Origin of the sequence: Micromonospora sediminimaris (assembly GCF_016863575.1) — a bacterium.
GTDB classification, from domain to species: Bacteria; Actinomycetota; Actinomycetes; order Mycobacteriales; family Micromonosporaceae; genus Micromonospora; species Micromonospora sediminimaris.
Genome location: NZ_BOPD01000006.1, coordinates 122,458 through 145,976 on the forward strand (window position 1 = coordinate 122,458; position 23,519 = coordinate 145,976).

24 protein-coding genes are annotated in these 23,519 nt (G+C 69.6%); 8 read left to right on the forward strand and 16 right to left on the reverse strand.

From position 1 onward, the window contains the following. Positions 1 to 57: 57 nt before the first annotated feature. Positions 58 to 627: a flavin reductase family protein gene (locus Vse01_RS03460; protein WP_093402586.1), complete on the forward strand. Its 570-nt coding sequence runs from the start codon at positions 58 to 60 to the stop codon at positions 625 to 627. A 30-nt stretch (positions 628 to 657) separates the two neighbouring features. Here Vse01_RS03460 and Vse01_RS03465 read toward each other — a convergent pair whose 3' ends face one another. From Vse01_RS03465 to pglW, 6 genes are all read right to left on the reverse strand, one after another. After that, the gene (locus tag Vse01_RS03465; RefSeq protein ID WP_139233103.1) at positions 658 to 1,143 is read right to left on the reverse strand and encodes a 2,4'-dihydroxyacetophenone dioxygenase family protein; all 486 of its coding nucleotides are present in this window, start codon (positions 1,141 to 1,143) and stop codon (positions 658 to 660) included. A 26-nt stretch (positions 1,144 to 1,169) separates the two neighbouring features. Continuing rightward, positions 1,170 to 1,682: a pyridoxamine 5'-phosphate oxidase family protein gene (locus Vse01_RS03470; RefSeq protein ID WP_093402584.1), complete on the reverse strand. Its 513-nt coding sequence runs from the start codon at positions 1,680 to 1,682 to the stop codon at positions 1,170 to 1,172. Continuing rightward, positions 1,679 to 2,917: a hypothetical protein gene (locus tag Vse01_RS03475; protein WP_139233102.1), complete on the reverse strand. Its 1,239-nt coding sequence runs from the start codon at positions 2,915 to 2,917 to the stop codon at positions 1,679 to 1,681. Before Vse01_RS03475 ends, Vse01_RS03470 begins: the two co-directional genes overlap by 4 nt. Next, the gene (locus Vse01_RS03480; RefSeq protein WP_093402582.1) at positions 2,914 to 3,336 is read right to left on the reverse strand and encodes a hypothetical protein; all 423 of its coding nucleotides are present in this window, start codon (positions 3,334 to 3,336) and stop codon (positions 2,914 to 2,916) included. Before Vse01_RS03480 ends, Vse01_RS03475 begins: the two co-directional genes overlap by 4 nt. After that, on the reverse strand, positions 3,333 to 4,628 hold the full coding sequence (locus Vse01_RS03485) for a RuBisCO large subunit C-terminal-like domain-containing protein (protein WP_093402581.1): 1,296 nt from the start codon (positions 4,626 to 4,628) through the stop codon (positions 3,333 to 3,335). Before Vse01_RS03485 ends, Vse01_RS03480 begins: the two co-directional genes overlap by 4 nt. A 169-nt stretch (positions 4,629 to 4,797) precedes the next feature. Next, on the reverse strand, positions 4,798 to 9,240 hold the full coding sequence (gene pglW / locus Vse01_RS03490; RefSeq protein WP_093402580.1) for a BREX system serine/threonine kinase PglW: 4,443 nt from the start codon (positions 9,238 to 9,240) through the stop codon (positions 4,798 to 4,800). A gap of 83 nt (positions 9,241 to 9,323) precedes the next feature. On the opposite strand from pglW, the gene Vse01_RS03495 reads away from it, so the two are divergent. Continuing rightward, positions 9,324 to 10,109 (forward strand): HD domain-containing protein, encoded by a 786-nt coding sequence (locus tag Vse01_RS03495; protein WP_093402579.1) that lies wholly within the window; start codon positions 9,324 to 9,326, stop codon positions 10,107 to 10,109. A gap of 9 nt (positions 10,110 to 10,118) precedes the next feature. On the opposite strand, the gene Vse01_RS03500 is transcribed toward Vse01_RS03495, so the two are convergent. Next, positions 10,119 to 10,667, reverse strand: coding sequence for a hypothetical protein (locus Vse01_RS03500; RefSeq protein WP_093402810.1), 549 nt, complete (start codon positions 10,665 to 10,667; stop codon positions 10,119 to 10,121). Between the two features lie 119 nt (positions 10,668 to 10,786). Here Vse01_RS03500 and Vse01_RS03505 point away from each other — a divergent pair, with 119 nt between their 5' ends. Beyond that, positions 10,787 to 12,040, forward strand: coding sequence for a MalY/PatB family protein (locus Vse01_RS03505; RefSeq protein ID WP_232511124.1), 1,254 nt, complete (start codon positions 10,787 to 10,789; stop codon positions 12,038 to 12,040). Positions 12,041 to 12,055: 15 nt separating this feature from the next. Here Vse01_RS03505 and Vse01_RS03510 read toward each other — a convergent pair whose 3' ends face one another. After that, the gene (locus Vse01_RS03510) at positions 12,056 to 12,535 is read right to left on the reverse strand and encodes an SRPBCC family protein (protein WP_093402578.1); all 480 of its coding nucleotides are present in this window, start codon (positions 12,533 to 12,535) and stop codon (positions 12,056 to 12,058) included. A 43-nt stretch (positions 12,536 to 12,578) separates the two neighbouring features. Between Vse01_RS03510 and Vse01_RS03515 the strand changes: the two genes are divergently transcribed. Both Vse01_RS03515 and Vse01_RS03520 read left to right on the forward strand, forming a co-directional pair. Next, entirely contained in the window at positions 12,579 to 12,938 is a 360-nt protein-coding gene (locus tag Vse01_RS03515) for an ArsR/SmtB family transcription factor (protein WP_093402577.1), read from the forward strand. Between the two features lie 74 nt (positions 12,939 to 13,012). Then, entirely contained in the window at positions 13,013 to 13,525 is a 513-nt protein-coding gene (locus tag Vse01_RS03520) for a hypothetical protein (protein WP_093402808.1), read from the forward strand. Between the two features lie 26 nt (positions 13,526 to 13,551). On the opposite strand, the gene Vse01_RS03525 is transcribed toward Vse01_RS03520, so the two are convergent. From Vse01_RS03525 to Vse01_RS03535, 3 genes are all read right to left on the reverse strand, one after another. Then, positions 13,552 to 14,760 (reverse strand): MFS transporter, encoded by a 1,209-nt coding sequence (locus Vse01_RS03525; protein ID WP_232511122.1) that lies wholly within the window; start codon positions 14,758 to 14,760, stop codon positions 13,552 to 13,554. A gap of 16 nt (positions 14,761 to 14,776) precedes the next feature. Next, the gene (locus Vse01_RS03530; protein ID WP_093402576.1) at positions 14,777 to 15,223 is read right to left on the reverse strand and encodes a hypothetical protein; all 447 of its coding nucleotides are present in this window, start codon (positions 15,221 to 15,223) and stop codon (positions 14,777 to 14,779) included. Between the two features lie 98 nt (positions 15,224 to 15,321). Continuing rightward, a complete protein-coding gene (locus tag Vse01_RS03535) occupies positions 15,322 to 15,711 on the reverse strand; it encodes a nuclear transport factor 2 family protein (RefSeq protein WP_093402575.1) in 390 nt (129 codons plus the stop codon). 81 nt (positions 15,712 to 15,792) lie between these two features. On the opposite strand from Vse01_RS03535, the gene Vse01_RS03540 reads away from it, so the two are divergent. Beyond that, positions 15,793 to 16,560, forward strand: a complete 768-nt coding sequence (locus Vse01_RS03540; RefSeq protein ID WP_170863350.1) for a helix-turn-helix domain-containing protein — start codon at positions 15,793 to 15,795, stop codon at positions 16,558 to 16,560. Positions 16,561 to 16,628: 68 nt separating this feature from the next. Here the strand turns inward: Vse01_RS03540 and Vse01_RS03545 are convergent, their stop codons facing one another. Both Vse01_RS03545 and Vse01_RS03550 read right to left on the reverse strand, forming a co-directional pair. Beyond that, complete coding sequence (locus tag Vse01_RS03545) at positions 16,629 to 17,288, reverse strand: class I SAM-dependent methyltransferase (protein ID WP_093402574.1); 660 nt, start codon at positions 17,286 to 17,288, stop codon at positions 16,629 to 16,631. Positions 17,289 to 17,380: 92 nt separating this feature from the next. Continuing rightward, positions 17,381 to 17,968 (reverse strand): TetR/AcrR family transcriptional regulator, encoded by a 588-nt coding sequence (locus Vse01_RS03550; protein ID WP_093402573.1) that lies wholly within the window; start codon positions 17,966 to 17,968, stop codon positions 17,381 to 17,383. A 154-nt stretch (positions 17,969 to 18,122) separates the two neighbouring features. Between Vse01_RS03550 and Vse01_RS03555 the strand changes: the two genes are divergently transcribed. Together Vse01_RS03555 and Vse01_RS03560 are read left to right on the forward strand one after the other, a co-directional pair. Continuing rightward, on the forward strand, positions 18,123 to 19,142 hold the full coding sequence (locus Vse01_RS03555; protein ID WP_093402572.1) for an aldo/keto reductase: 1,020 nt from the start codon (positions 18,123 to 18,125) through the stop codon (positions 19,140 to 19,142). A 125-nt stretch (positions 19,143 to 19,267) separates the two neighbouring features. Continuing rightward, entirely contained in the window at positions 19,268 to 20,113 is an 846-nt protein-coding gene (locus Vse01_RS03560) for an LLM class flavin-dependent oxidoreductase (RefSeq protein ID WP_232511121.1), read from the forward strand. 91 nt (positions 20,114 to 20,204) lie between these two features. Here Vse01_RS03560 and Vse01_RS03565 read toward each other — a convergent pair whose 3' ends face one another. From Vse01_RS03565 to Vse01_RS03575, 3 genes are read right to left on the reverse strand one after another with little or no spacing between them, the layout of a single operon-like run. Continuing rightward, on the reverse strand, positions 20,205 to 21,968 hold the full coding sequence (locus tag Vse01_RS03565; protein WP_093402570.1) for an FtsX-like permease family protein: 1,764 nt from the start codon (positions 21,966 to 21,968) through the stop codon (positions 20,205 to 20,207). Between the two features lies 1 nt (position 21,969). Continuing rightward, positions 21,970 to 22,695 carry an ABC transporter ATP-binding protein gene (locus tag Vse01_RS03570; RefSeq protein WP_232511120.1) on the reverse strand — a complete coding sequence of 242 codons (726 nt, stop codon included), beginning with the start codon at positions 22,693 to 22,695 and terminating at the stop codon, positions 21,970 to 21,972. Further along, a complete protein-coding gene (locus Vse01_RS03575; protein WP_232511119.1) occupies positions 22,692 to 23,240 on the reverse strand; it encodes a PadR family transcriptional regulator in 549 nt (182 codons plus the stop codon). Before Vse01_RS03575 ends, Vse01_RS03570 begins: the two co-directional genes overlap by 4 nt. Positions 23,241 to 23,519 lie beyond the last annotated feature (279 nt).

Here is a 23,519-nt window from a genome sequence, read left to right on the forward strand (position 1 = left end):
TGGCGCGATCCTGAGTCGCATACCGGACCGCCGTGCACCGGTACGTAGTCTGCGGAGATGTTGCGCCGACTTCACCCCGCACTGCTGGATTCCTGCCACCGGTTGCTCGGGCCCCGACCGGTCTACTTCATCGGTTCGACGCGTTGCGACGGCACGCCCCATCTCTGTGCCGCGACAAATGTCACCGCGATCAGCTCAAGTCCGACTCTGGTGACGGTGGCGCTGTGGCCGGAATGGGAAACCCGCGACAACATCCTTCGGCACCGGCGGCTGAGCATCAGCCTCGCCACCAGTGACCAGGTGCCGGCGGTGATGGTGGCCGGTCACCGCTACACCGGCCGCCCGCTGCCACCGCAATCGGACAAGTTCTCCGCAGCCGGGCTCACTCCGTTGTTGACCGAGCCCGACTATCCAGCTGGCGTCGCCAACTGCATCGCCGTGCTGCTCTGCGATGTCCTGAAGGTGCTTGACGACCTGGGTGACCACGACGTGCTGGTGACGCGGGTGAGATCGGCATGGGCGGACAGCACCTGCTTTTCCCAGGACCTCGTCCTGGACGTCAATCGCCGGAACCCTCTCCTACAGATCACCGGGCAGCGATTCGCCGCCGCGCAACCGACAACCTAGGTCGGGTGCACGGCGACCCGCGTCAGGAGATCAGTCAAGGCTGGAGCCGATGACCTTCGGGCGCCGTCGTTGCTCGGCGCAACCCGCTTCGTAGTCGTCCAGCACGCTGCGCCAATCCTCGATCCGATCGACGGTGCCGTCCGGATGGAAGTACGTGATGGAGCCGAGGATGGAGAAGATGACGTCCGCTGGTTCTGTCCCGTGCACGGCCAGGGAATGCACCGTCCCCGCTTCCTCCACCAGATAGTCGCCGACCCCGCACCGGACGTCGAGTTCCGGATAGCCCCACTGGCCGGCAAGGGTCACCGCGCTGACCGACCCGCTGTGCAGATGTTGCGGCACCACCGTCCCCGCAGCGAATCGGCTACGCACCACCCAGAGCCCCGACAGCCGGTCGACGTGCAGCAGCATGAAACTGCCGCCCGTCGCCGGATCCTCCACCCAGGGTTGGGTCCGGCACTGCACTGCTGCGACGGACGAGGATCGACGCCGATCCGAGAGATCGATGCCGTACATCCGCACCTCCACTCGATCAGGGCGGCTCAGGCTCCCAGCGACCGCCGCAGACGGTCGAGGTCGACCTGAACCCGGGTGTCGACCTGGGTTTCCACAAAGGCTTCGAGATCGATCAGGTAGACCTCGGTCAGGTCGAGGCGATAGAAGCGCCACGTGCCGTCGCCATGGAACGCCTCCGGCGGGCGATACCACCAGTCCCGTTCCTCGGGATCGGTGAAGTTCGTCCTGAAATAGTGCTCGGACACGTCCGCCAACTCTGACGCGGTCACCTCGGCGCACCGGGCCACGAACTGCATGCCGTCCACGTCGTCGCCGACCGCCGTGGAGTCGAACACCGCACCGGCGACGGTCGGCATCGCCGCGATGTGACGCGAGTGCCGAGCGGTCGGCGTGGAATAGAAATGCAAGACCGGTCCCGGCCCGAGGACGTAGTTGATCGGAGCTGCCCATGGCACGCCGTCCGCGCAGGTCGCGAGGGTGAAGTATCGGTTGCTCCGCAACAGTTTCACAGCCCGCTGGACCAGCCCGTCATCGGTCACCTGACACTCCCTGCTCTTTGCGTCGAATGATCAACCCCGGCTGGCCTGGTAAAACCAGCGAGCACACTCCAGGCCACCAGTGCCGATGACCGGTAAAGCACCTGAGAAGCCGTCATGCCGGCGCTGTTCGCGGAGCGCTCCGGAATCGGGCCCGGCAGGAGCATATCGGTGAGGGCGGCCAGATCCAAGTGCGTCGGACACCAGTCCGGCGGTGGCTCCGGATAACCACGCAGCTCACTTTTCAGCAGCGCCACCAGAATCGACCGCGAACCCGTCAGATGCGGTACGGAGCCTGGATAATGGGCAGCCAGCCCGAAGTCGGGCTCCACAAGTCGTTCCAGCAGATCGTCCAGTCGCACCGGGACGATGAATTCGGGGCACGGGCCGGCGCTCGAATCGACGACCGCTGACAGGTCGAGCGCGGCTCCCGCCGTCGCCTGCCCGCATCCGGCGCACTCGGCGGCGTCGATCTCCGCACCCGACGCCTCGAAGCGGCACCGCACGCGGGTGCGGACGTGGCATCTCGAACAGACCCGCCAGATGCCTTCCCGCACGAGGTCGGGGCGGGCCAGTGCGATGAAGCTCAGCATCCGCTGGCGTGCCTGCGCCTGGTTGAGCAGCGTCTCAACGCCACTCGCCACCGACACGTCAACCCCGAAGATCTGCCGAATCATCCACGCGTTGTGTTCGGCAAGGGCGTCGGGCAGCCGAGCCCGGCTACCGAGTAGATGCCGCAACGCCGCGAACCCCTCGGCGACCCTGCTGCGACACGTGCGCCGGCCGGTCACCGCCCAACCTTGCCTGGCCAGATGGTGCCGCAGCGCGAGCGCGCTATGGACGGCCTCCTGCTCCACCTCGGCCAAGCGGAACCTCATCGCCCCGGCCGGAATGCTCGCCGCAAGCCGTTTGCCCATCCGACGCCGGTTCAGCACTGGCGACATCCGGGTGCTGAGGCCGGGGCGGCAGCGGGGCAACCGTACCCGCAGCAGTTGTTCGTCGTCCGCCCCGTCGTAGTCGACGGACATCCAGGTCACCAGGCACTTCACCGGATCTTGGCGGCGGAGGCCGGTCAGCGCCGCCGCGGCACACGCGGAAAGGACCGCGAGGCTGGCGAGCGCGTTGGGCTGATGGGAGTAACGCACCCGTAGCACCCCACGTCGGGCCGCCAGGAGCGCCTCCAACGCCGGGATACTGCGGTGCATTCCGGCTGCGTACCGCCCCTGCGGCTCGGTCATCGGTCGCTCCGGCCGCGCCCGGCATACTCTTCGGCGAAGGTGTGCACCGAGGAGCGCCACACCACGTAGATCGCCACGAAGAAGAGCAGGGTGGCGACGACCGTCAAGCCTTCCTGGGCGTAGAGCACCAGCCGGCAGGGGAAGTGTCGACCCACGATCCCGACCACGACAGCGGCCGAGAAGAGTGCGCTGGCGAACGCCAGAGCGTGCAGCCCACGCAGCACCCGTCGGGCAGCGGCGTACTCGGAAAATCCAGGCGCACCCCGCATCCGGATGATGCCGTGGAACGTGGGCAGCACGATGAAGATCGCCACCGAGACGGCCGCGAGGCTGGCTGCGAGCGCAGTGCCATCCTTGATCGGCTCGGCGAGGCCGGGATCCTGATCGAGCAGGCTCGTCAGCAGATTCGAGATCGTCACCAGTGCTCCAGATCGACCTTGTCGAGTTCGGCTCGGAGTTTCACGTCCCGGCCCGCCAGCGCGCGGTACACAGTCAGTGCGGACGCGTTGTCGGTGGCGTCCGCCAACCCCTCCATCAGCTCCAGGAACCGGCGGGTACGGGACCGGACGTCGGAGTCACCGAGGATCGCGGAATGGATCTCGAAGATGGTGTCGTGACCCAGCTCTCGGATGTTCGGCCAGATATTGATCATCTGTAGATCGCCTTCGGCCACCCGGAACGCCCCCGGGATCCGTTTGCCGGGCAGTTGTAGTGGCTGGGCGAGGGCTCTGACCGCATCGCTCCAGTTGATGTCGAAGCACTCGGCACCGGTGGTGCCGGTGTGCACCGCGTCCGCCCCAGCCAACCGGCTGAGCTTGGAAATGACCTGCTCATCCACACCGACCCGGTGTACTCCGCCGGTCGACGGGCGCGACACCATGCCAGAGCCCATGTTGGTGGCGATCAGGCACGCCCCGAATCGGTGTGAGCTGAGATCCTCCAGCGTGCCCAGCCCTTGGCTGAACCCGTTTACGACGAACCCTTTGGCGCCATTCGTCGCCGCCCACTCGGCCTTACGCATGATCTGGCTCGGCGTCCCTGCGAGACAGGTTATGTACGCCTTCTGCCGGCCACTCTCCTCTGCCGCGCGGCGACAGACCGCGACCAGGTGTGGCAGCCTGTACTGGAGGGCCAGCGTAGGCGACGGAGGATCACCCAGCAGCATGTCGTCGACCAGGAGGTCCGCCCCGGCGACGAGCACCTTTCGGTACTGGTCGAGCACGGACTGGTCGAGCGTCTCGATCCGGCACCCGGTCTCCAACGCCAGCAGCGGACGCCGTCGCACACCGAGCATCGAACGAATGCCATCGATACCCAGTTGTGGCCCCGGAAGTGCGGTGAGGAAGGGCCTGGGAAGATCCACCCGCTGGAGCCACACCCCGTCGGCGTAGCTGTACTCGGCCGCACTTGTCAACAACTGGAACAGGTGAGACAACCCCTCGCTCGGGGCGGCGTGCACGAGCGGCAGCGCCAGGGTCACGTCTGTCCAGGTGGAAACCGGCCCCACGTGAATGACCGCTCCGGTGAACTGTGGATCATAAGAGGAATACCGGAGCCCGAGCCGCTGCGAGCGTTGGGTGAGTATTCGGAGCATCTGGACTGCGGCCTGACGGACATCGGCACCGGCGGGAACGGCGAAACTGTACGTGGCCCTGACGAAGGCGTCGAGATCCAACGAGTCCGGGTCCAGGATCTGGTCCCGCCAATTCATATGATCACAACTTCGGCTCGGTAGAAGGACACGCCTGGGCCGGCGCAGATTCACTGCCGTCAGAAGGTTGCTACGTGAAGGCTGATCGTCTTGCGCGACGTAGTATCACACAGGATCCACGCCACGGAATGAGTCCCATATCTGACAGGAGTCGAGCCGAGTTCTGCAGTTATGGGGTCGCGGCGCCGATGTGCCTACCGCGGTGGGCATTTGTGGTCCATGCGTCTGGCAGAGGAATCCACTCGCTGTCGGCAACGGGGACCACCGCACCGTCCAGCTTGGGCAGCACCCCGGGGTCGTCCATCGGGCAGAGCAACCAGACATCGCCCTCCCCGCTGCGTGCGGCTTCGGCCAGCTCATGGAGTCGCCCCATCGCCCGGTACCGCGCCAGCACCGCCGCGTCGTGCAGCAGCACCGGCCCGGCGTCGACGCGCAGGTGCGCCCGCAACGAGGGCATCGCCAGCTGCCAAGCCTGCTCGACGTACTCGCCGAGCTTGATGGCTGCCCGGGAGCCCGGTTCGGCGATGTCCGCGCCCAGCACCGTCTCCCAGGTGGGCTTCGGGCGGGCGTCGACCAGACCGCGTAGCTCACGCAGGAACACCGCCGCCACGTTGACCGGCCGGGCGTCGAAGCGTCGGGTCAGTTCCTCGCGGGCCAGGGTGTAGCGGTTGAGGCGTACGGTAAGCGCGCGGAAACCCCCGGCGGACCTGGCACCGGTCAGCCGTTCCTCGGCCCGCACCGCCGCAGCAAGTTCCGGTGAATCGGCCTCCCACCGGCTCGGCGCGTTCGTGGCCGACGGGCGACGCTGGACGATCGACATTGAGGACGAGCCGGCGCGCGGTGGTGGGGGAAGGTACCGGTCGCGATCCCAGCGCAGCTCGAAACCGGCCTCGGCCAGCAGCTTGTCGAGCTTCGGGTGGGACGGCAGCGGGGCCGTCAGCTCGGGGAAACGGGCGGCCACCCGCTGGATGACGTGCTCCGGGGTGAGGCCGCGCCGCCCCTCGGGCGTGGTCACCGGCGGCACCACGCCGGCCTGGGCGAGCCGCAGCGCGCGGACCGGGTCGAGGTTGCGCGGATACAGCTCCAGCCGGGCGGTCGCGGCGGCCTGGTCCGAGGCCACGGCGGCGAGCACCACGCGTCGCCGGTCGTCGACAGCGTCGGCAGCACCGCCGGGCGGGGTTACGGCCGCGAGGGTACGCAGCACCGTCGCCGCGCTGGGCAGCACCTCGCTGGCCGCGAGTTCGTCGGCGGCCTTGCCGAGCGCGTCGGCGTAGTCGAGCAGCGCTGGCGCGGCTGGGGCGTCCGGACCGTCGTCCTCGCCCGCTTCAAGCGCCACGAGCAGCCGGTCGCCACGCGGATTCGGTTTGCCGTCGATGTCGCCGCGAGCGTGCCGCCGCAGCAGCAGGCGCGGCTCCTCCTCGATGGCGTCGACCTCGACGGCCGCCCGTACGGCGGCGACCGCCACCGTGAGCCGCAGGTCGTCTCCGGTACGCACCGACCCGCGGCTGATGAGCAGGGCCTCGGCCAACTCGGCGACCCCCATCACCCGTCCACCGTCGCGCAGCAGCTCGATGATCTGGGTACGCACGCTGCCCACCACCGGCATGCCCTGCCAGCGCTTGCGCTGCTTGCCGAGGATCTGGGCGATCCGGCCGGACGTGACGCCGACAGCGGCGGCGACCTGTGGCTGCTGCGGCCACAGCGGCAGTCCGGGCAGCGTGCCGGTGGCGTCGGGCAGATTCAACAGCAGCCGGGTGGCTTCGACCTCGGCGGCGTTGCGGCCGTTCTTGGCCGGCACGAGCAGCGCGGCGATGGCGTCGAGACCGACGCGTACCAGATCGGTGTCGCCGCCGGCGTTTGTCGTCTCGGTGGCGACCTCGGCGGTGGCAGCCTTGCGGGCGGCGGCTGAGGTGGGGATGGTTTCCCGCTCCCCCAGTCGAGTGCGCCACTGCTTCACCCGGCGCTGCAACTCCCTGCGTGTCCGGGCGCCAAGACCGGGCAGCGTGGCGAAGGTGTTGTTACCGACGGCGAGCAGCTCACCGACGGTGGTGGCCTCCACCCGGTGCGCGGCGGACACCGCCCGTGGGGTGAGCCCGGCGGCCTCCAGCGAGGTGGCGCGGGTGGCCTTGGCGGCGGCCTCGTCGCGAGCCTTCTCGGCGGCCTTCTCGTCGGGCTCCTCGGCCTCGATCTCCGGATGCTCGCTACCGACCGGGGCACTCGCGTCGGAGCGGCGGAACACCTGCTGCCAGGCGTCACGCATCTCCTTGAGCGAAGTGAACCGGCGACGATGGTCGCGGTGCAGGGCCCGCTGGAAGAACTCCACCAGGCCGTCGCGGATCGCCGCGTCGAACGCCTCCGCGGCCAGCACCGGCGGTCCCTCGGTGAGCTGCGGCTCGGTGCCGCCGTCACCCCACAGCGGCAGTTCGCCAGAGGCCATCTCGTGCAGCGTGACACCCAGGGCGTACCACTCTGCGTGCTTGTCGTAGACCTGCCGGGCGGCGGTGCCGAGGAAGGGGTCGAGGTAGCGCGGGGTGCCGGCGGCGAGTTCCTTGACCGAGACGCCGGCCAGGGAGAAGTCGAAGAGCACCAGTTGGCGGGTGCGGTTTGGGCGGATGCGGATGGCGATGTTGTCCGGCTTGATGTCGCGGTGGTAGACGCCCTCGCCCTCCAGGTAGTCCAGGGCGCCGAACAGGTAGTCGCTGTAGGTTTCCAGCTCGTCGATGGTGAGCCGGCCGTCGTCACGCAGCTTCCGGGCCAGGGTGTGGTCGCCGGCGTGCTCCAGCACCACGACGGTGCGGGTGCCGAGTTGCAGTGGCTCCGGCCGGGCCAGGCGGATCACCCGGGAGTCGGTGAGCGGGCCGAGCACCCGGGCCTCGTGGGCCAGGCGGGCTGCCTTCTCGTCGGAGAGGGCCACCTTGAGCACCTCGTTGCGGCGGGTGCGCTCGTTGAAGGCCAGGAACGCCCGGCAGGTCGAGCCGGTGCCGAGGCTACGGACGATCTTCCACTCGCCGACCAGGTCACCACCGCGCGCCTCCAGCGGATCGACCTGCTCCGGTGCCGATTCGGGCGGGTGGGTCGAGGTGGGTGGCGGGGCGGTCAGCTCGTCCTCGACCTCCTGGAGCATCTCGACGAACTCGGCGACCGTGGTGAGTCGCTGGATGGGCACCGGGGCCGTCGCCGCCTGGATCATCTCGTCGGCGAAGGTGCTGATCGCGTCGGCGATCGATGCCGCACGCAGCCCGTTGTCGCGGGCGAGCCGGGTGAGCAGCTCGGGGCGCTTGGCCGCCGGAGGTTGCCCGGTGAGGATCAGGTACGCCAACGCGCCGAGGCCGAAGACGTCCATCGCGACCGCGTCCGGGTTCGGCGCGCTCAGCTCGGGTGCGAGATACGCCTCCGCCGAACGCTCGATGTGGTCTGTGGCGTGTGAGGAGGGGGTGATCGGCTCGCCGCTGCCGCTGCCGCTGGTGTCGGTGCCGCGGGTGGCCGCCTGCCAGTCACTCACCAGCAGTCGGGGCGTCAGCCACGCCTCGTCCTCGCTGCCGCCGCGCCGCCGTGGTCCGGGAGCGGCCAACACGCTGCGGGCGGACAGGGCGCGATGGTGCAGCTTACGGCGGTGCGCGTACGCCACTGTCTCGGCGAGCTGGCGGATCATGGCGAGTCGGGTGAGCACGTCGAGGCGTTCGCCGTACTGCGACATGTAATGGTCGAGACGGATCGTCCGTGGGTCATGGCGGAAGATCAGCGCCGGCCCGGCCTCGTGCTGCTCCATCGAGTCGGCCTGGACGATGCCGGGGTGGCTGATGCCGTGCAGCACCGACATCTCGCGCCGGGCGGCCCGTTCGATGCTGGCCCGCGTGGCCTGGGCGGCGTTGCGTTCGACCAGGTAGATCCGTACCCGGCGGTGCTCCCGCTCCAGGTCACGGTGCCGGGCCCGGTGATCCTGCCAGGTCGGCCCGACGTCGAAGGGCCGGGTCTCCAGCTCCCACGCGCCGACCTGGTAGTGCCTCCGGCTACGCGCGATGCCGACATCCGCGAGCAGATCCGGCAGAGCCGCCGACACCTCCCGGGTGACCCTTCGCCGCTCGTCGTCCGGCTGCCGCAACAGCAGCGAAGTGATCGGATCCAGCTTGCCGTCACGGCCCGCAACGGGCTCGGGGCCGTAGACGCCGTGCAGGTGATGCTCCGACAGCTCAATCGTCAGCCCCGGCTTGGACAGGAAGACCGCCGCCTGGACGAACGGAATCCGCACCGGCTGGCCCCGGCGGCGGCTTGCGGCGACCTGGAGCAGCGACTTGAGCTTCTTGGCCTTCGCATCGGCCAGATGCAACGGGTTGTCGAAGGTGCGGGTGCCGTTGGGGCCGTGCAGCAGCCAGTTCGAACCGCTGGAGGTCAGCCGCCCGGACCAGCTCTTGATCTCGACGAGATAGAGGCCGCCGGGGGCGGCGACGAGCAGATCGACCTCGTACGGATGCCCGGTCTGTGCGGTGAAGGTGAAGTTCGACCAGGCGCGGTAGGGCTCGGTGTCGGGGAGCAGCGTCTGGACGTAGGCCAGTGCCTCCCGCTCGTGCGTGAACTGCGACGGGGTGATCGTCGTCCACCGGCCCTCCTGCATGGGCAGATCCTATGCTCAGCGGGCGACAGCGGCGGGCGTCGCCGGTCCACCGAAAGGTGGGGGTGATCCGATATAAGGGACGGATGGACTTGCCGCCGCATCTGGCCACCATGCCGATGCACGCGATCACCGAGATGCACGGCGAGGCCGGGCTGCGGGAGCGGTTCCGGCTGGAGATCGAGGGGTTCGGCGACGAGGAGCGTGGCCGGCTCGACGAGGCGTTGGAGCTGGCCGGGTGGCTCCATCGCGATGATCGGCGGTCCCGGGAGCCGTACGTCAATCATCTGCTCCGGGTGGCGATCCGGATGCTGCACCACTACCAGGTGCGCGACGTCGACGTGATCGTCGCCGGTCTGCTGCACGACGCGGTCGAGGACCATCCGGCCGAGCTGGTCGACGCCGGGGATCCCAGGAGCGGCGGGGAGCCGAACAGCGGCGGGAGGCTGGGCGTCGGTGGGGACGACGTTGGGGATCCGACCGACGCGGCGTTGGCGGTGCTCGCCGAGCGGTTCGGGGCGCGGGTGGCGCGGCTGGTCGCGGCGGTGACCAACCCGCCGTGGGAGCCCGGTCGGGACCGGTACGAGCAGTACCGGGAGCATGTCGCGGCCAGTCTCGAACGGGAACCGTGGGCGCGGGTCATCAAGGTCTCCGACTTCACGGACAACGGCGTCGGGGTGATCCATTCTGTCGGCCCGAAGGTCGAGTCGTCGGCCCGCAAGTACCGCCCCCTGGTGCCGGTGTACCGCGACCTCGTCACCCGCGCCGACACGCCCCTGTCCGAGCCGGTGAAGCAACACATCCTGGACCAACTCGACCTGGCCGAGCAGCGGTTCAGCGCCATCCTCGACCAGCCCGCCCACCCCGCCTGAGCCGGTCGGTCACCGCTCCGCGGGCGCTGCGGGTTGCGGGTCGGTTCGGAGGTTGAGCCTGCTCACCAGCAGTTCGGCCTGCGCCACCGACCCGCCGCCGACCCCGAGCCCACCACGGGCGGCATGGTAGAACGCGTCGCGTGCCTCGTTGGCCCGGTGCAGCAACATGGGCCGGTCGGCGTCGGCCTGCCCGTCGCGCGCCAGCCGCTCGACCTCCCAGACGCTGTCCCGCCAGGCCCGCGCCGCCGTCACCGTCGGCGCGTCGCCGAGCAGCAGCACGTTCTCCCAGGCCAGGGTGTGCCGGAAATCTGCCTCCGCGAGCGCGGCGAGCGCCGTGTCCCGGTCGACGTAACCGCCGGTCAGTCGGCTGGCGATGGTGTGTGTCTCCTTCAACGCCCGGGCGAACTCGACGTACGCGTCGAGCCGGCGCTCGTCCCAGCGCACCGTCTGGTTGCGTCGCCACCGCGACCGGTCTGCCAGCGAGGTGGCGACGATCGTGCCGATGGTGCCGACCAGCACGCCGAGTAGTGCCGGTAGCTGCGCAGCGAGACTGTCCATGGCCGCACAGCCTGGCAGCAGCCGGCAACCGCCGTCCATACGTCGAGACTGGACCTGTTCTGGATACGATGGTGATCTAGGCCCTCCCCAGAGGACGACCACTTCGATAGGAGCCCGGCATGGCCAGCCCGGTGGCCCGCGAGGCTCGATCGCCCGTGCCGATGGCGAATCCGCTGACCCAGCTGTCCCTGGCCGAGCTGCGACGACGTACCAGCGTCAAGTGGCGCCAGTACGCCGATGACGTGCTGCCCCTCTGGGTGGCCGAGATGGACGTGCCGTTGGCCGCGCCGGTCGCCGAGGCGCTGCACGACGCGGTCGGGCGTGGTGACACCGGATACGCCTACGGCACGGGGTACGCCGAGGCGCTCGCCGACTTCGCAGCCCACCGGTGGGGCTGGTCCGATCTGGCGGTCGACCGCACCGCCCTGGTCCCGGACGTGATGCTCGGCATCGTCGAGGTGCTCCGACTGCTGACCGCTCCCGGCGACGCGGTCGTGGTCTGCGCACCGGTCTACCCGCCGTTCTACGCCTTCGTCAGCCACGCCGACCGGCGGGTGATCGAGGCGCCGCTCGGTGCGGACCAGCGGATGGACGTGTCGGCGCTGGGCGAGGCGTTCCGCCGGGCCCGTGCGGACGGCCGCCGAGCGGTGTTCCTGCTGTGCAACCCGCACAACCCGACGGGTGTGGTGCACCGCCGGGACGAACTCGAAGCGGTCGCCGACCTTGCCGGCCGGTACGGGGTACGGGTGGTCTCCGACGAGATCCACGCTCCGCTGGTGCTGCCCGGGGCGCGGTTCACGCCGTACCTCACGGTGCCCGGCGCCGAGGACGCGTTCACCGTGCTGTCCGCCTCCAAGGCGTGGAACCTGGCCGGGCTGAAGTCGGCGCTGGTGGTGGCCGGCCCGCACGCGGTCGCCGACCTGCGGCGGATGCCGGAGGAGGTCGGCCACGGGCCGAGCCACCTCGGCGTCATCGCGCACACCGCCGCCTTTCGCGACGGCGGCGAGTGGCTGGACCGCCTGCTGGCCGGTCTCGACCACAACCGCGAGCTGCTGGGGGTGTTGCTGGCCCGGCATGCGCCGACTCTCCGGTACCACCGCCCCGAGGGCACCTACCTCGCCTGGTTGGACTGCACCGCGCTCCGCATCGACACCGGCCCGGTCGGCGACGAGCCGGGCGTGGTGACCGATATCGCCGGGCCGGCACGGCTGTTCATCGACCGTGCACGGGTCGCCCTCAGCTCCGGGCACGTCTTCGGCACCGGCGGCGCTGGCTTCGTACGCCTCAACTTCGCCACGTCGCCGGAGATCCTGACCGAGGCGGTGACCCGGATGGGACGCGCCGTCTCCGAGCACCACGCGTCGCACGGCTGACCGACCCGGGACGGGTCAGGCGAAAAAGCCTTCACGCAGGTTGATGCCGTGTTCCAGCCACGCCTTCATACAGCAGAGCATCTGGGTCCAGCCCTGGCAGTTGCCGTACGAGGCCGCCTGACCCTCGGAGGTGGGCCGCCACCCCTGCTCGGCGATGGTGACCAGGGTCCGATCGTCGCCGAGTGACTCGAACTCCATGGTGACGGTGGTGAAGTAGGACGCGCCGGTGACCGCTGCGTCGCTTGTGGACTGGGCGCCATCCGCCGCCTCCCACCGCAGCACGATCCGCCGGTCCTGTTCCACCTCGACCACCTCGACCGGGAAGGCGCCGGGGAAGTCGGCGAAATCCCAGGTGACGGTGGCGCCGGTGACCAACCGGCCCTTCGCGCCACCGGTGGTGAAGTACCGGGAGAGCTGGTCGGGATCGGCCACCGCCTCGAACACCTCGTGAACCGGACGGCTGATCCGCCCGGCGATCTTGAATCGCAGGTCCATGGCGGCCCTCTCTCGCGTCGTCGACATGTTATAGCTTTATAACATGTCGAGTCGTCGTGGCGAGCGCGTCAGCCCGGAACAGGTCGACGAGGACCGGGTTTTCAAGGCGCTGGCGTCGTCGACCCGGCGGCAGCTCCTCGACGCGCTCAAGAACCAGGCCCGGACCACCGGCGACCTCTGCGAACGGTTCCCGCACCTGGACCGATGCACGGTGATGCAGCACCTGCGGGTGCTGGAGGCGGCCGGGCTGGTCATCGCCCAGCGCAAGGGACGCGAGCGGTGGAACCATCTCGACCCGCTACCGATCAAGCACATCCACGACCGGTGGATCGGCGACTACGCCAGCGCCGCGGTGGGCATGCTGGCCACCCTCAAGAGCGACCTCGAACGCCGTACGCCGTAGTCGCGGCAGCGGTTGGCGACGCGGAGCTGCCGGTCCCTCCGGGCAATTCGGCAACGTGCGGCAAGATGGGCACGGTGACCGTCGTACGTGGCCTTGACTTCGATGTGTCCCGGGCCCTCGGGGCCGTCACGGCGCTCCTGACCGGACCGATACCGTCCGCCGGCAGCCCCACCTCGATCGAATCCGACCCGCACACCGGCGAATGGGTGGCCACCCGCGCCGCCGGCTTCGTGCTCCTGCCGCTGTGGGAGGGACCGGATCTCACCGGCCTGCGCGACCCCGAGTGGACCGAGCAGTTGGAGGCCGGCGACCGGCATCTGGCCACGCTGACCCGAGCGTTGGACGAGCAGTGGGGACCGCACCGCGTGCGTAGCGTCGATTACCTCCTGCGGAACCCGCAGGCGGACCGTCCGGCGGTCTACGACGCGCTGCTTCGTCAGGATCTCTACGGCGACCTGCGCGTCTGGGCACCCCACGAGGCACCGGAGAGGCAGCTCGCCCTCGTCCTCGGGCACAGCGACGGCGACCAACCCCTCACGCTCGCCGGGCTGGTCACTGCCGGCGCGATTCCCGAACTGCCCGACTGAACAGCGTCAGCGGGTCGCCTCAGCGGTCAGCCGCGACTCATGCGAGCCGTCGGCGGATAGTTTGTGGCACCGCTCGACCGGCCGCCGTTGGCGATCAATGGCTCGGCCAACAGGACGGCGAGCGCAGCGACGGCCAGCAGACCGCCGACCAGGGCCGTGCTGCGCACGCCGTACCCGGGCAGGAGGAGGGCACCGAGCAGGGATCCTCCGGCGATGCCGACGTTGAAGGCGGCGGAGTTTCCCGCCGCCGCCAGGTCGGAACGTCCCGGCGCCACTTCGAGTACCCGGTTCTGCAGCGCCGGCGTGAGCGCACCCATGGCGAACCCGGTCAGGGCCAGCAGCACTCCGGTCGCGGGTGTCGAATCGGCGAGGACGAACATCCCGAGCAGGGCGACCGCGAGCAGCAGCACCGGCATCAGCATCGCCGCGCGCTGGTTGCGGTCGCTCGCGATTCCGCCGACGCTGATGCCGGCGAAGTCCGCGAGCCCTCGGACGAGGAGAAGAAGGCCGACGGCCGCGGGAGCGAACCCGGTGACGTCGGTCAGGAACACAGCCGTGTAGGTGAACGCCGTGAACAACCCGCCCACCGACAACGCGGTGGCGAGCACCACGGTGGCGTAGCGGCGGGTGTCCGGGCTGGTGCCGGTGAACGCATGGGTGGCCATCATCGGCGTCGACGGCATCAGCGTCACGATCGCCACGAACGCGGCCAGCGCCAGACCAGCCAGGGCCAGAAACGCCGCACGCCATCCGAGCTGCTGTCCGAGCCAGGTACCGGCCGGCACGCCGAGCATCGGGCCGAGGGAGGCCCCGGCGAACACGACAGCGGTGACCTTTCCACGTACCCGGAGCGGGAACATGCCTGCGGCGGCGGGCGCCACCACCGCCCAGAACAGCGCCTGGGTGAGCGCTACGACCACGCGCGCCCAGAGCAGCATCTGGTAGTCGCGGGCGGCGGCCGAGACCAGCGTGGCGATGACCAGTACGCCCAGCAGGACGGTCAGCAGGCGACGACGCGCCACCCGCTGGGTGAGGTACGTCAGCGGAACGGAGACGATCGCGACGGTGACCGCGTACCCGGTGACGAGCAGGCCGGTGTGGGACACCGACACATTCAGATCGGCGGCGATGAGCGACAGGATCCCGATCGGCAGCGTCTCCATGGCGACGTAACAGAACGCCGAGGTCGAGAGCGCGATCAGTGCCCCGATCGCCCGTGGCGATGCGGCTGTCACCGCCTCCGGTGGCCCTTCACGACCGTGTCCGGGGGCGGTTCCGGTAGTCGGAGGCCGGTATCCCGCGCCGTGGCGTGATCGATGCGACTGCGGCCGCACCGAGGATCAGGGCCGGAATCACGAAGTAGACGCCGTCACCGAGACCGAGAAGCAGCCCCCAGGCCAGCATCACGATCGCCGCCAGCGTCGTCGCGACACCGACCAAGCGGCCCGCCAGCTCTGCGCCGAGCGGCAGCAGGGCCACGACCGTCGGCACCCCCAGCAGATAACCCGTGGCGGCGCCGCTGTCCGACACGGTGGCGGGCAGCATGGCGACGGCGAGCCCCAGCGTCACCCCGAGCGCGAGCAGTCGTAACGACCGGCCGAGGGCGTACGGTGTGGCGCGCCGACGGCCCAGGTGGACGAGCGCAGCCACCGCGATGAACAGCGCCAGCCCTCCGCCGACGATGGCAGCGACGTTCATGGAGATTCCTCCCCTTCGATCACTTGCCCTCGGTCAGGACGGCGCCGCGCGACTGATGGCGGCCTCGACCATTTCGTAGCCCGGCTCGTCGGTTGCGGTCAGCACTGGGCCGGTTCCCACCACGCCAGATTCGCGGCAACCTGAGCGACCGGCTCGATGATCTCCCACCCTTCGGCGATCAGCCCGTCGTCGATCCGCCAGATGTCGACGACCGCGATCTCCGACCCGGTGTCCGGAAGCCAGCGTCGCGAGTACACCACGACGTGATCGCCGTCGGCCAGCACCTGATGAGTCTCGACCCGCATATCGGCGAGCGGCACCAGCGCGGCGCGGACGGCGGCGAGCCACTCCCTCTTGGTCGATGTGATCGAACCCGGCCGGTGGTGCACGAAGTCGTCTTTCAGCAGTTGGGCGAGCGCGTCGACGTCACCTGTCTCGATCAGCCCTGCCAGCGCCCGTTGGACGATCGTCTTGTTCTCCGTGGTCATGGACGCAGTGTTTCCCGCACCCGCGACGCCTGTCGATGACATCGGATGTCATGGCGCCCGGCTCCTCGATGAGTACGCTCCATGACCGTGTACACGGTCGGGGAACTCCTACGACAGTGGCGACACCGCCGGGGGCTCAGCCAACTCGATCTCGCCATCGCCACGGACGTCTCGGCCCGGCACGTCAGCCTGGTCGAGACGGGCAGATCCAAACCGAGCGCCGACATGATCCTCCGGCTCGCCGCTCAACTCCATGTGCCGCTACGCGATCGCAATCGGCTCCTGCTCGCCGGTGGCTTCGCACCCCGCTACACCGAGCGTCCACTCGACGACGACGCACTGACGGCTGCCCACGACGCGATCCGCCGGGTGCTGCGCGCGCACGAGCCCTATCCAGCGGTGGTCTTCGACCGCCGATGGAACATCGTGATGACCAACCGCGCCGTCGAACCGTTCTTCGCACAGGTGGCTCCCGACCTGCTGCGGCCACCGGTCAACCTGGTACGGCTGGGACTGCACCCACGCGGGCTCGCCCGCCTGGTCGTCAACCTGGCCGACGTACGCGCGGTGTTCCGCAGCCGGATCTCGCGCCAACTCGCCACCGCTCCCGACCCTGACCTCACCGCGCTCTACGAGGAACTCCTGGCGCCCGGGCCCGACGAGGCGCCAGGTCAACGGATCGACGCCGACGTCGTGATCCCGATGATCCTCAACATCGACGGGCGGGAACTGCGACTGTTCTCGACCATCACCACGTTCGGCACCCCGATGGACATCACCATCGACGAGATCGCGATCGAGTCCTACTACCCGGCAGACGCGGAGAGCGCCTCCTACTTCACCGGGTAACGTGCCTCCGGTCCGGCCACGGCCCGCAGCGGTCCGGTCAGGGAATTCGCGCTGCGGCAGGAGTACGGCTACGCGGTCGCCGCGTCGGTCTTGCGGACCAGCAGGTAGCCGTACGGTGGCTCGCCATTCTCGAACGGAGTGCTGCCCTGAAAAACCAGCGCGAGCCCGGCGGCGGCGAAGCGGTCCACCATCTCCCGGGCCGAAAGCCAGTAGCGATCGAAGTCGATGCCGAAGCTGGCGATGCGGCTGCCGGGACCGTTACGGTGCGCGGTGCCGTCGCCGTGCTTGAAGGCCGCCACCAGGTAGCCGCCCGGCCGCACGACCCGGGCGAGTTCGGCGAACGCGTGAGCCCGGGCCTCGGGCGGAAGGTAGATCAACGAGAACCAGCACACCACCCCGGCCAGCGACGCATCCTCGAACGGCAGCTCGCGCAGGTCGGCGACCTCGTACGCGAAGCCCGGGTTGTCCCGCCGCGCCACCTCGATCATTCCCGGCGAGAGGTCCACCCCGCGCGGCGACAGACCCCGGTCGGCGAGGTACGGCAGAAGTCGCCCGGTGCCGCAACCCACATCCGCGACCTCCGGCCCCACCGCCAGGGTCAGCTCGGCGAACAGGTCGAGCATCGCCCGCTCGATCGGCATCCGCTCAAGCGCCCCGGCCACGTTCTTCGCGTACCACTCCGACAGCACGTCGTGCGCGTGTCGCAGCTCCTCGGTCCTGCCGTCCATTCCCGATTGCCCTTCCGTCGACCGCCGTTGTGGCGGCGAATCTACCGCCGGCCCCAGGACCGGCGCGGAAGGCGGAGATCGCAGCCGACTGCCTAGCGGAGGCGCAGTCCTTCGGTGAGGAGTCCGACCAGGCGACGCGCGTCGTAGCGGGGATTGTCATCCGCGCCGATACAGAGATTGCCGACGCCACGCAGCAGTTCGTAGGCATCCATGTCGGGGCGGATCTCGCCCGCCGCGGCAGCTGCGTCGAGGAGTTGGGCACACACGGGGACGAGGCGGTCGATGAAATAGGCGTGCAGAGTCTCGAAGGCGGCATCGTCGGACTGCAACGCCTCGGCAAGGCCGTGCTTGGTGACCAGGAAGTCGACGAAGAGGTCGATCCAACGCACCAGGGCGGCATGCGGTGTACTGCTGCTCGCCAGCAGTGCCGGACCGGCCTCAGCGCATGCCTCGACCTGGTGCCGGTAGACCGCGACGATGAGATCGGCCCGCGTCGGAAAATGGCGGTAGATCGTGCCGATGCCCACGCCGGCCCTGGCGGCGATGTCGCGCACGGGCACATCGACGCCGGAGGCGACGAAGGCCGCGGCGGCGGCGTCCAGCAGTGTCTCCTCGTTACGTCGGGCGTCCGCACGCTTTCGCCTGGCTGACGACCCTGATCCGCTGTCGGTGCTGACCACTGCGCGTTACCTCCGCCACGTGACTTGCCATCCGGAACCACGTTCCGTATGTTTGATACCGGAACACGGTTCCGCTCAGTCAGCATACTGAACCGGCGAGCCAAGACCCAAGCCGCGCTTCGCAAACCACCTCACGTCGCAAAGGAGACAAGTCATGCAGTACCGCACTTTGGGCCGCACCGGTGTGCAGGTCAGCAGCCTCGTGCTCGGCGCGATGAACTTTGGGAAGATCGGCAACACCACGCAGGAGGAAGCGACCGCCATCGTCGATGCGGCCCTCGATGCGGGGATCAACCTCATCGACACCGCTGACGTGTACAGCGGCGGCCAGTCCGAGGAGATGATCGGCAAGGCCATCGCCGGTCGCCGCGACGACGTCGTGCTGGCCACCAAGGCGAGCTTGCCGATGGGCGACGAGCGCAACCATCGGGGCAGTTCACGCCGGTGGTTGGTCACCGCGTTGGACAACAGCCTGCGCCGCCTCGGCGCCGACCACGTGGATCTTTATCAGATCCACAGGTGGGACCCGAGCACCAGCGACGAGGAGACGCTGTCAGTGCTTACCGATCTCCAGCGGGCGGGAAAGATCCGGTACTTCGGCTCGTCGACCTTCCCCGCCTACCGCATCGTTCAGGCGCAGTGGGCCGCCCGGGAGAACCATCTGGGCCGGTATGTCACCGAACAGCCCAACTATTCGATCCTGCAGCGTGGGGTCGAGACCCACGTGCTGCCGGTGACCGAGGAGTACGGCATGGGTGTGCTCGCCTGGAGCCCACTGGCGTCGGGATGGCTGTCTGGTGCGATCCGTGCCGGCCAGGAAATCAGCACCAACCGCTCGGGCTTCATGCAGCAGCGCTACGACATCAGCATCCCCGCCAACCGCGCCAAGCTCGACGCCGTCGAGCAGCTCGCCACGGTTGCCGACGAGGCCGGCCTCAGCATGATCCAGCTCGCGCTCGGATTCGTCACCGCACACCCCGCCGTGACCAGCGCGATCATCGGCCCCCGCACGATGGACCACCTGCACGCCCAACTCGCCGCCGCGGACACCGTGCTCTCCGCCGACGTGCTCGACGCGATCGACGCGATCGTCGGTCCCGGCGTCGACCTCGCCGCACACGAGAAGAACGACACACCGCCCGCCCTGCTCGACCCGGCGCGGCGACGTCGCTGATCGCTCGTCACGTCAGGCACGCACCGAGCAGCAGGCGTACCCCTGCTGCCCGGTGCGCCGCAGGGTGGCCCTTCAGAAAGGACGACGGACCCATGCCGCATACACCCCTGCCTCGGTTCGGGATCATGACCGCCCCGTCACAGGTCGACTACCACGACGTCCTGCGGGTCTGGCGCGAGGCAGACACCATCCCGGAAATCGAGCACGCGTGGCTGTTCGATCACCTCATGCCGATCGGCGGCGACCCGAACGGGCCGACCTACGAAGGCTGGACCCTGCTCTCGGCCCTCGCCGCACAGACCCGACGACTGCGCCTCGGCCTGCTCGTGACCAGCAACCGCATCCGCCCGCCCGCGATGCTGGCCAAGATCGCCGCGACCGTGGACATCGTCGCCGACGGACGGCTCGACTTCGGTATCGGCGCGGGTTCACGACCCAGCCACCCCCTGGCCCGGCGCGAATATGAAGCACACGGCCTGCCCTTCCACGACGCGGCACACGCGGTGGGCAGCCTCGCCGAGGCGTGCACCGTCATTCGGCGTCTGTGGACCGAGGCCGACCCGTTCGACTTCGACGGGACCTACCACCAGCTCACCGGGGCATTCTGCAACCCCAAACCCGTCCAGCGCCCCCATCCACCGATCCTCGTCGGCGGACGCTCGGCCGCCGTGCTGCGGGTGGCGGCCGAGCACGCCGACCTGTGGAACATCCCCGGCGGCGACATCGACGACGCCGCCCGCCGCAGCGCACTGCTGGACCGCTACTGCACCGAGATCGGGCGCGACCCCGCCTCGATCACCCGATCGATCGTCCTACCGGTCTCCTACGACCAGCCCAGCATCACCCGGGAGGCAATCGGCAGAGCGATCGACGCCGGCTTCCCGCACATCGTCCTCGGACTGCCCGCGCCCTACCCCGCCAACGTCGCCCAGTGGGTCACCGACGAACTCATCACCACGCCCGCCCAGTAACCCAGCCGCAGCGCGAACCTCCGCATCGCGGTTATCCGGCCGTTGCCGTGCGAGTCGTTTCAAGGACGTGTCGTGGTGCAGGTGACGGCGGTCAGCTCGGTGCGGACCGGAGCGTGTCCACGACCGAGGGCCGGGTGGCGAGCATTGCGGGGATGGCGGTGAGCGCGGCGATGGCGAGTAGGACTCCGAGTGCCGTGGCGAGCAGCCAGGCAGTGGGCGGGTACTGGATCTCGGCACGGCTGACGAACGTGAGGAGCCCGAGGCCGGACGGGATCCCCGCCACGACGCCGGGTACGGCGGGCAGCAGTTGCGCTACCGCCAGGCCCAGGCCGGCCTGCGCGGGCGTGGCACCGAGCGTCCGCGCGACGGCCAGTGGCTGCCGGGCGTCGAGGACCGCGGTCCAGGTGCTCACGACGGCGTTGATGAGCGCAAGGATGCAGAGCACGACGATGACGACGAGCAGGGCCTGGTCCATTCGCTCGCTGCGGGGGTTGGCGAGCTCCGTGTAGCCGAGGTCGAAGTGCTCCACCCGGGTGCGGATCACGAGTACGGCGACGAGTGCGGTCGTGGTGATCAGGGCGTTCACGGTGACCAGCCGGGCCCGGCGCGGCCGGCGGGCGTTGATCCGCACCCCGATCAGCAGGGCGGTGGGCAACTGCCGCGACAGCCAGATCCGCCATTGCCGGCGCTGCGGTGGCGTCGCGGCGTCGGACAGTGCGTGGACGGTGCTGGTGGTGGCGGCGCGTATCACCGGTACCAGGGTGGCCGCCACGGCGATCGCGAGGGCGAGGACCGTGGCTGCGACCACCGTACGCAGCGCGGGCGGCTGGGCGTTGACCGAGCCGATGAGTCCGACGCTGGGGCGGATCAGCACGGGTGCGGCGGACCAGCCCACGGCCACGCCCGTCGCGCCGGCGGTGAGCCCGATGACGAGGTACTCGGCAAGATGGACGGCGGCGATCACGGCCGGTCCGGCACCGACGGCCTTGAGCAGCCCCACCCGGCGTCGCTGGCCGATGATCCGGCCCGCGACGATGCCGGCGACTCCGGCCAGCGCGAGGCCGCTGAGCAGCCAGCTACCGACGAGCAGCGCCATCTGCGCGTCCTGGTACAGCCGGCCGTTGAGCTCGCCGATCCACTGCCAGGTGGCCACGTGTGGGCCAACGCCGTAGCTGGCGCTGTCCGCCGGGTCGGTGAGTTTGAGGTTCAGGGTGTACGACAGCGGCTCACCGCCCGCAAGCGTGGCGATGTCGCCGCGCTCGACCCAGACCAGGCCGCCGCGCTCGATCAGGACGCTGCCGGAGTAGTGCCACCCGGCGTACGGATACGTCGGTCTCGCGGCGGTGACCGCGGTTCCGGTCACGCGTAGCGGATGGCCTTCGATGTCGACGGTGTCGCCGACGCGGATGCCGAGGGCGTCAGCGAAGGCGCTCTCGACGACCACGCCGCCCGGGCGTACCCAGGTGCCGTCGGTCATCGCCGGCCGGTTGATCGAGTCCGGTGCGATGTCCCGGCCCTCGACGACGGCGTGGGCGGAGATGCCGGCGGCCGTCATGGTCAGGTAGGCGATCGGGAAGGGACCGCTGTGATCGGCGACGCCGGCCGCGTTCGGCAGTGGTGCGAGTTCGTCCAACGCGGCCTGACCGGTGGCCAGGGGTGTCATGATCACGTCCGGTCCGGCGGTGGCGGCCCGGGTCTGCTGGTACGGCCGGTCGGCGATCTCGTTGAGGTTGAGGCCGAGGGTCAGCGTGGCGGTGGCGGCGGTGATGGCGACCAGGAGCAGAAGGGTCTCGGTCCGACGGCGGCGCAGGTCCCGAATCAGCAGCCGGCAGACGAGCAGAAGGCGGCCGGACATGTCAGCGCCGCCAGCCGTAGACGTTCCCGATGGGGGCGGCGAAGCGGTTGTCGTCGGCGAACGCCCCGTCACGCATCGAGATCACCCGGTCGGAGACAGCGGCGATGCGGGCGTCGTGGGTGACCACCACGAGGGTCTGCCCGGCGGTGTGCAACTCCTCGAACAGCCGCAGCACCTCCAGGGTGGCCGCACTGTCCAGATTGCCGGTGGGTTCGTCGGCGAGTACGACCAGTGGCTCGTTACTCAAGGCGCGGGCGATCGCAACCCGCTGGCGCTGCCCGCCGGAGAGCGCCGAGGGCAGGTGGGCGGCACGGTCGGCCAACCCGACCCGGTCCAGCAGGTACATCGCCCGCCTGCGGGCCCGCCCCGGTGAGCGGCCGGCCAGTAGCGCCGCCAGCTCGACGTTCTCGACCGCGGTGAGCTCGTCCATGAGGTGGAACGACTGGAAGACGAAGCCGATGCGGTCCCGCCGCAGCCGGGCCAGCGCCCGTTCAGTCAGCGTGTCGATCCGGTTCCCGGCCAGCCACACCTGCCCACAGGTCGGGCGTTGCAGCCCGCCGAGTAGGTGCAGCAGCGTGGACTTGCCGCAGCCGCTCGGGCCCATCACCGCCAACGTCTGCCCGGCGGGCACGTCCAGGTCGACCTCGTCGACCGCCCGTACGAGTGTGTTGTTCGAGCCGTACCGTTTCGTCAGCCCACGTGCCCGCAACGCCATCGAACCGGTCACGCCTCCGCCTCCCGCGCCGTCCGATCACGATCGGTCCACATTCGCTCGCATGCCTCGAGCCACTCCAGGTCGGCCCGCAGCCGTAGCACCACACCCTCCAGCAGCACCCCGGCGACCGGATCCACCGACCTGTCCAATGCGGCGAGCTGCGTATCGCGCAGCCGGCGCAGTACCTCGCGCCGCTGTGCGTCGACAAGTGCCACGGGATCGGCCAGCCGGCCAGCCGCGGCGGTCACCAGCTTCAAATGGAACTCCGTAAGGTCCGGCTTCGGCCAGCTCACCTCGGCCAGCCAACCGGCGACCCGTTGCTGTCCGGCCGGGGTCAGCGCGTAGACCCGGCGGTCGGGCCGGTCCGGCAGGCCGTCGGCCCGCTCCGAGGTCACCAGTCCGGCCTTGCCCAGCCGGGCCAGCGTCACGTAGACCTGCCCAGCGTTCATCGCGTCGCCCAGCGGGCCGAGTGCGTCACGCATCCGGCCGCGCAGTTCGTACCCGTGCGCTGGCTCCTTTGCCAGCATGGCCAGCACCACGTCCTGCACCCCAGGCACATCCCTTCGTTCCGGACCGCTCATAGATAGCCGTTAGCTATAGGGTTGTCAAATCCGCGCGGCGGGCGTACGGACCCAGCCGCTACCAACCTGAGCGGCTGTTCTACCTCTGCACTCGCAGGTGTACGCCGAGACTCCGCGCCGACCGGCCGAGAACATCAGGGACTTCTACCGACGCGACGGAGCAGTTGCCCGGGCCAGGCTGATCCCGATTCGGCGACCACCGTGACGACGCCGCGTCGATCCGCCACATCACGAGCACAGAGCGCCAATCAGCAC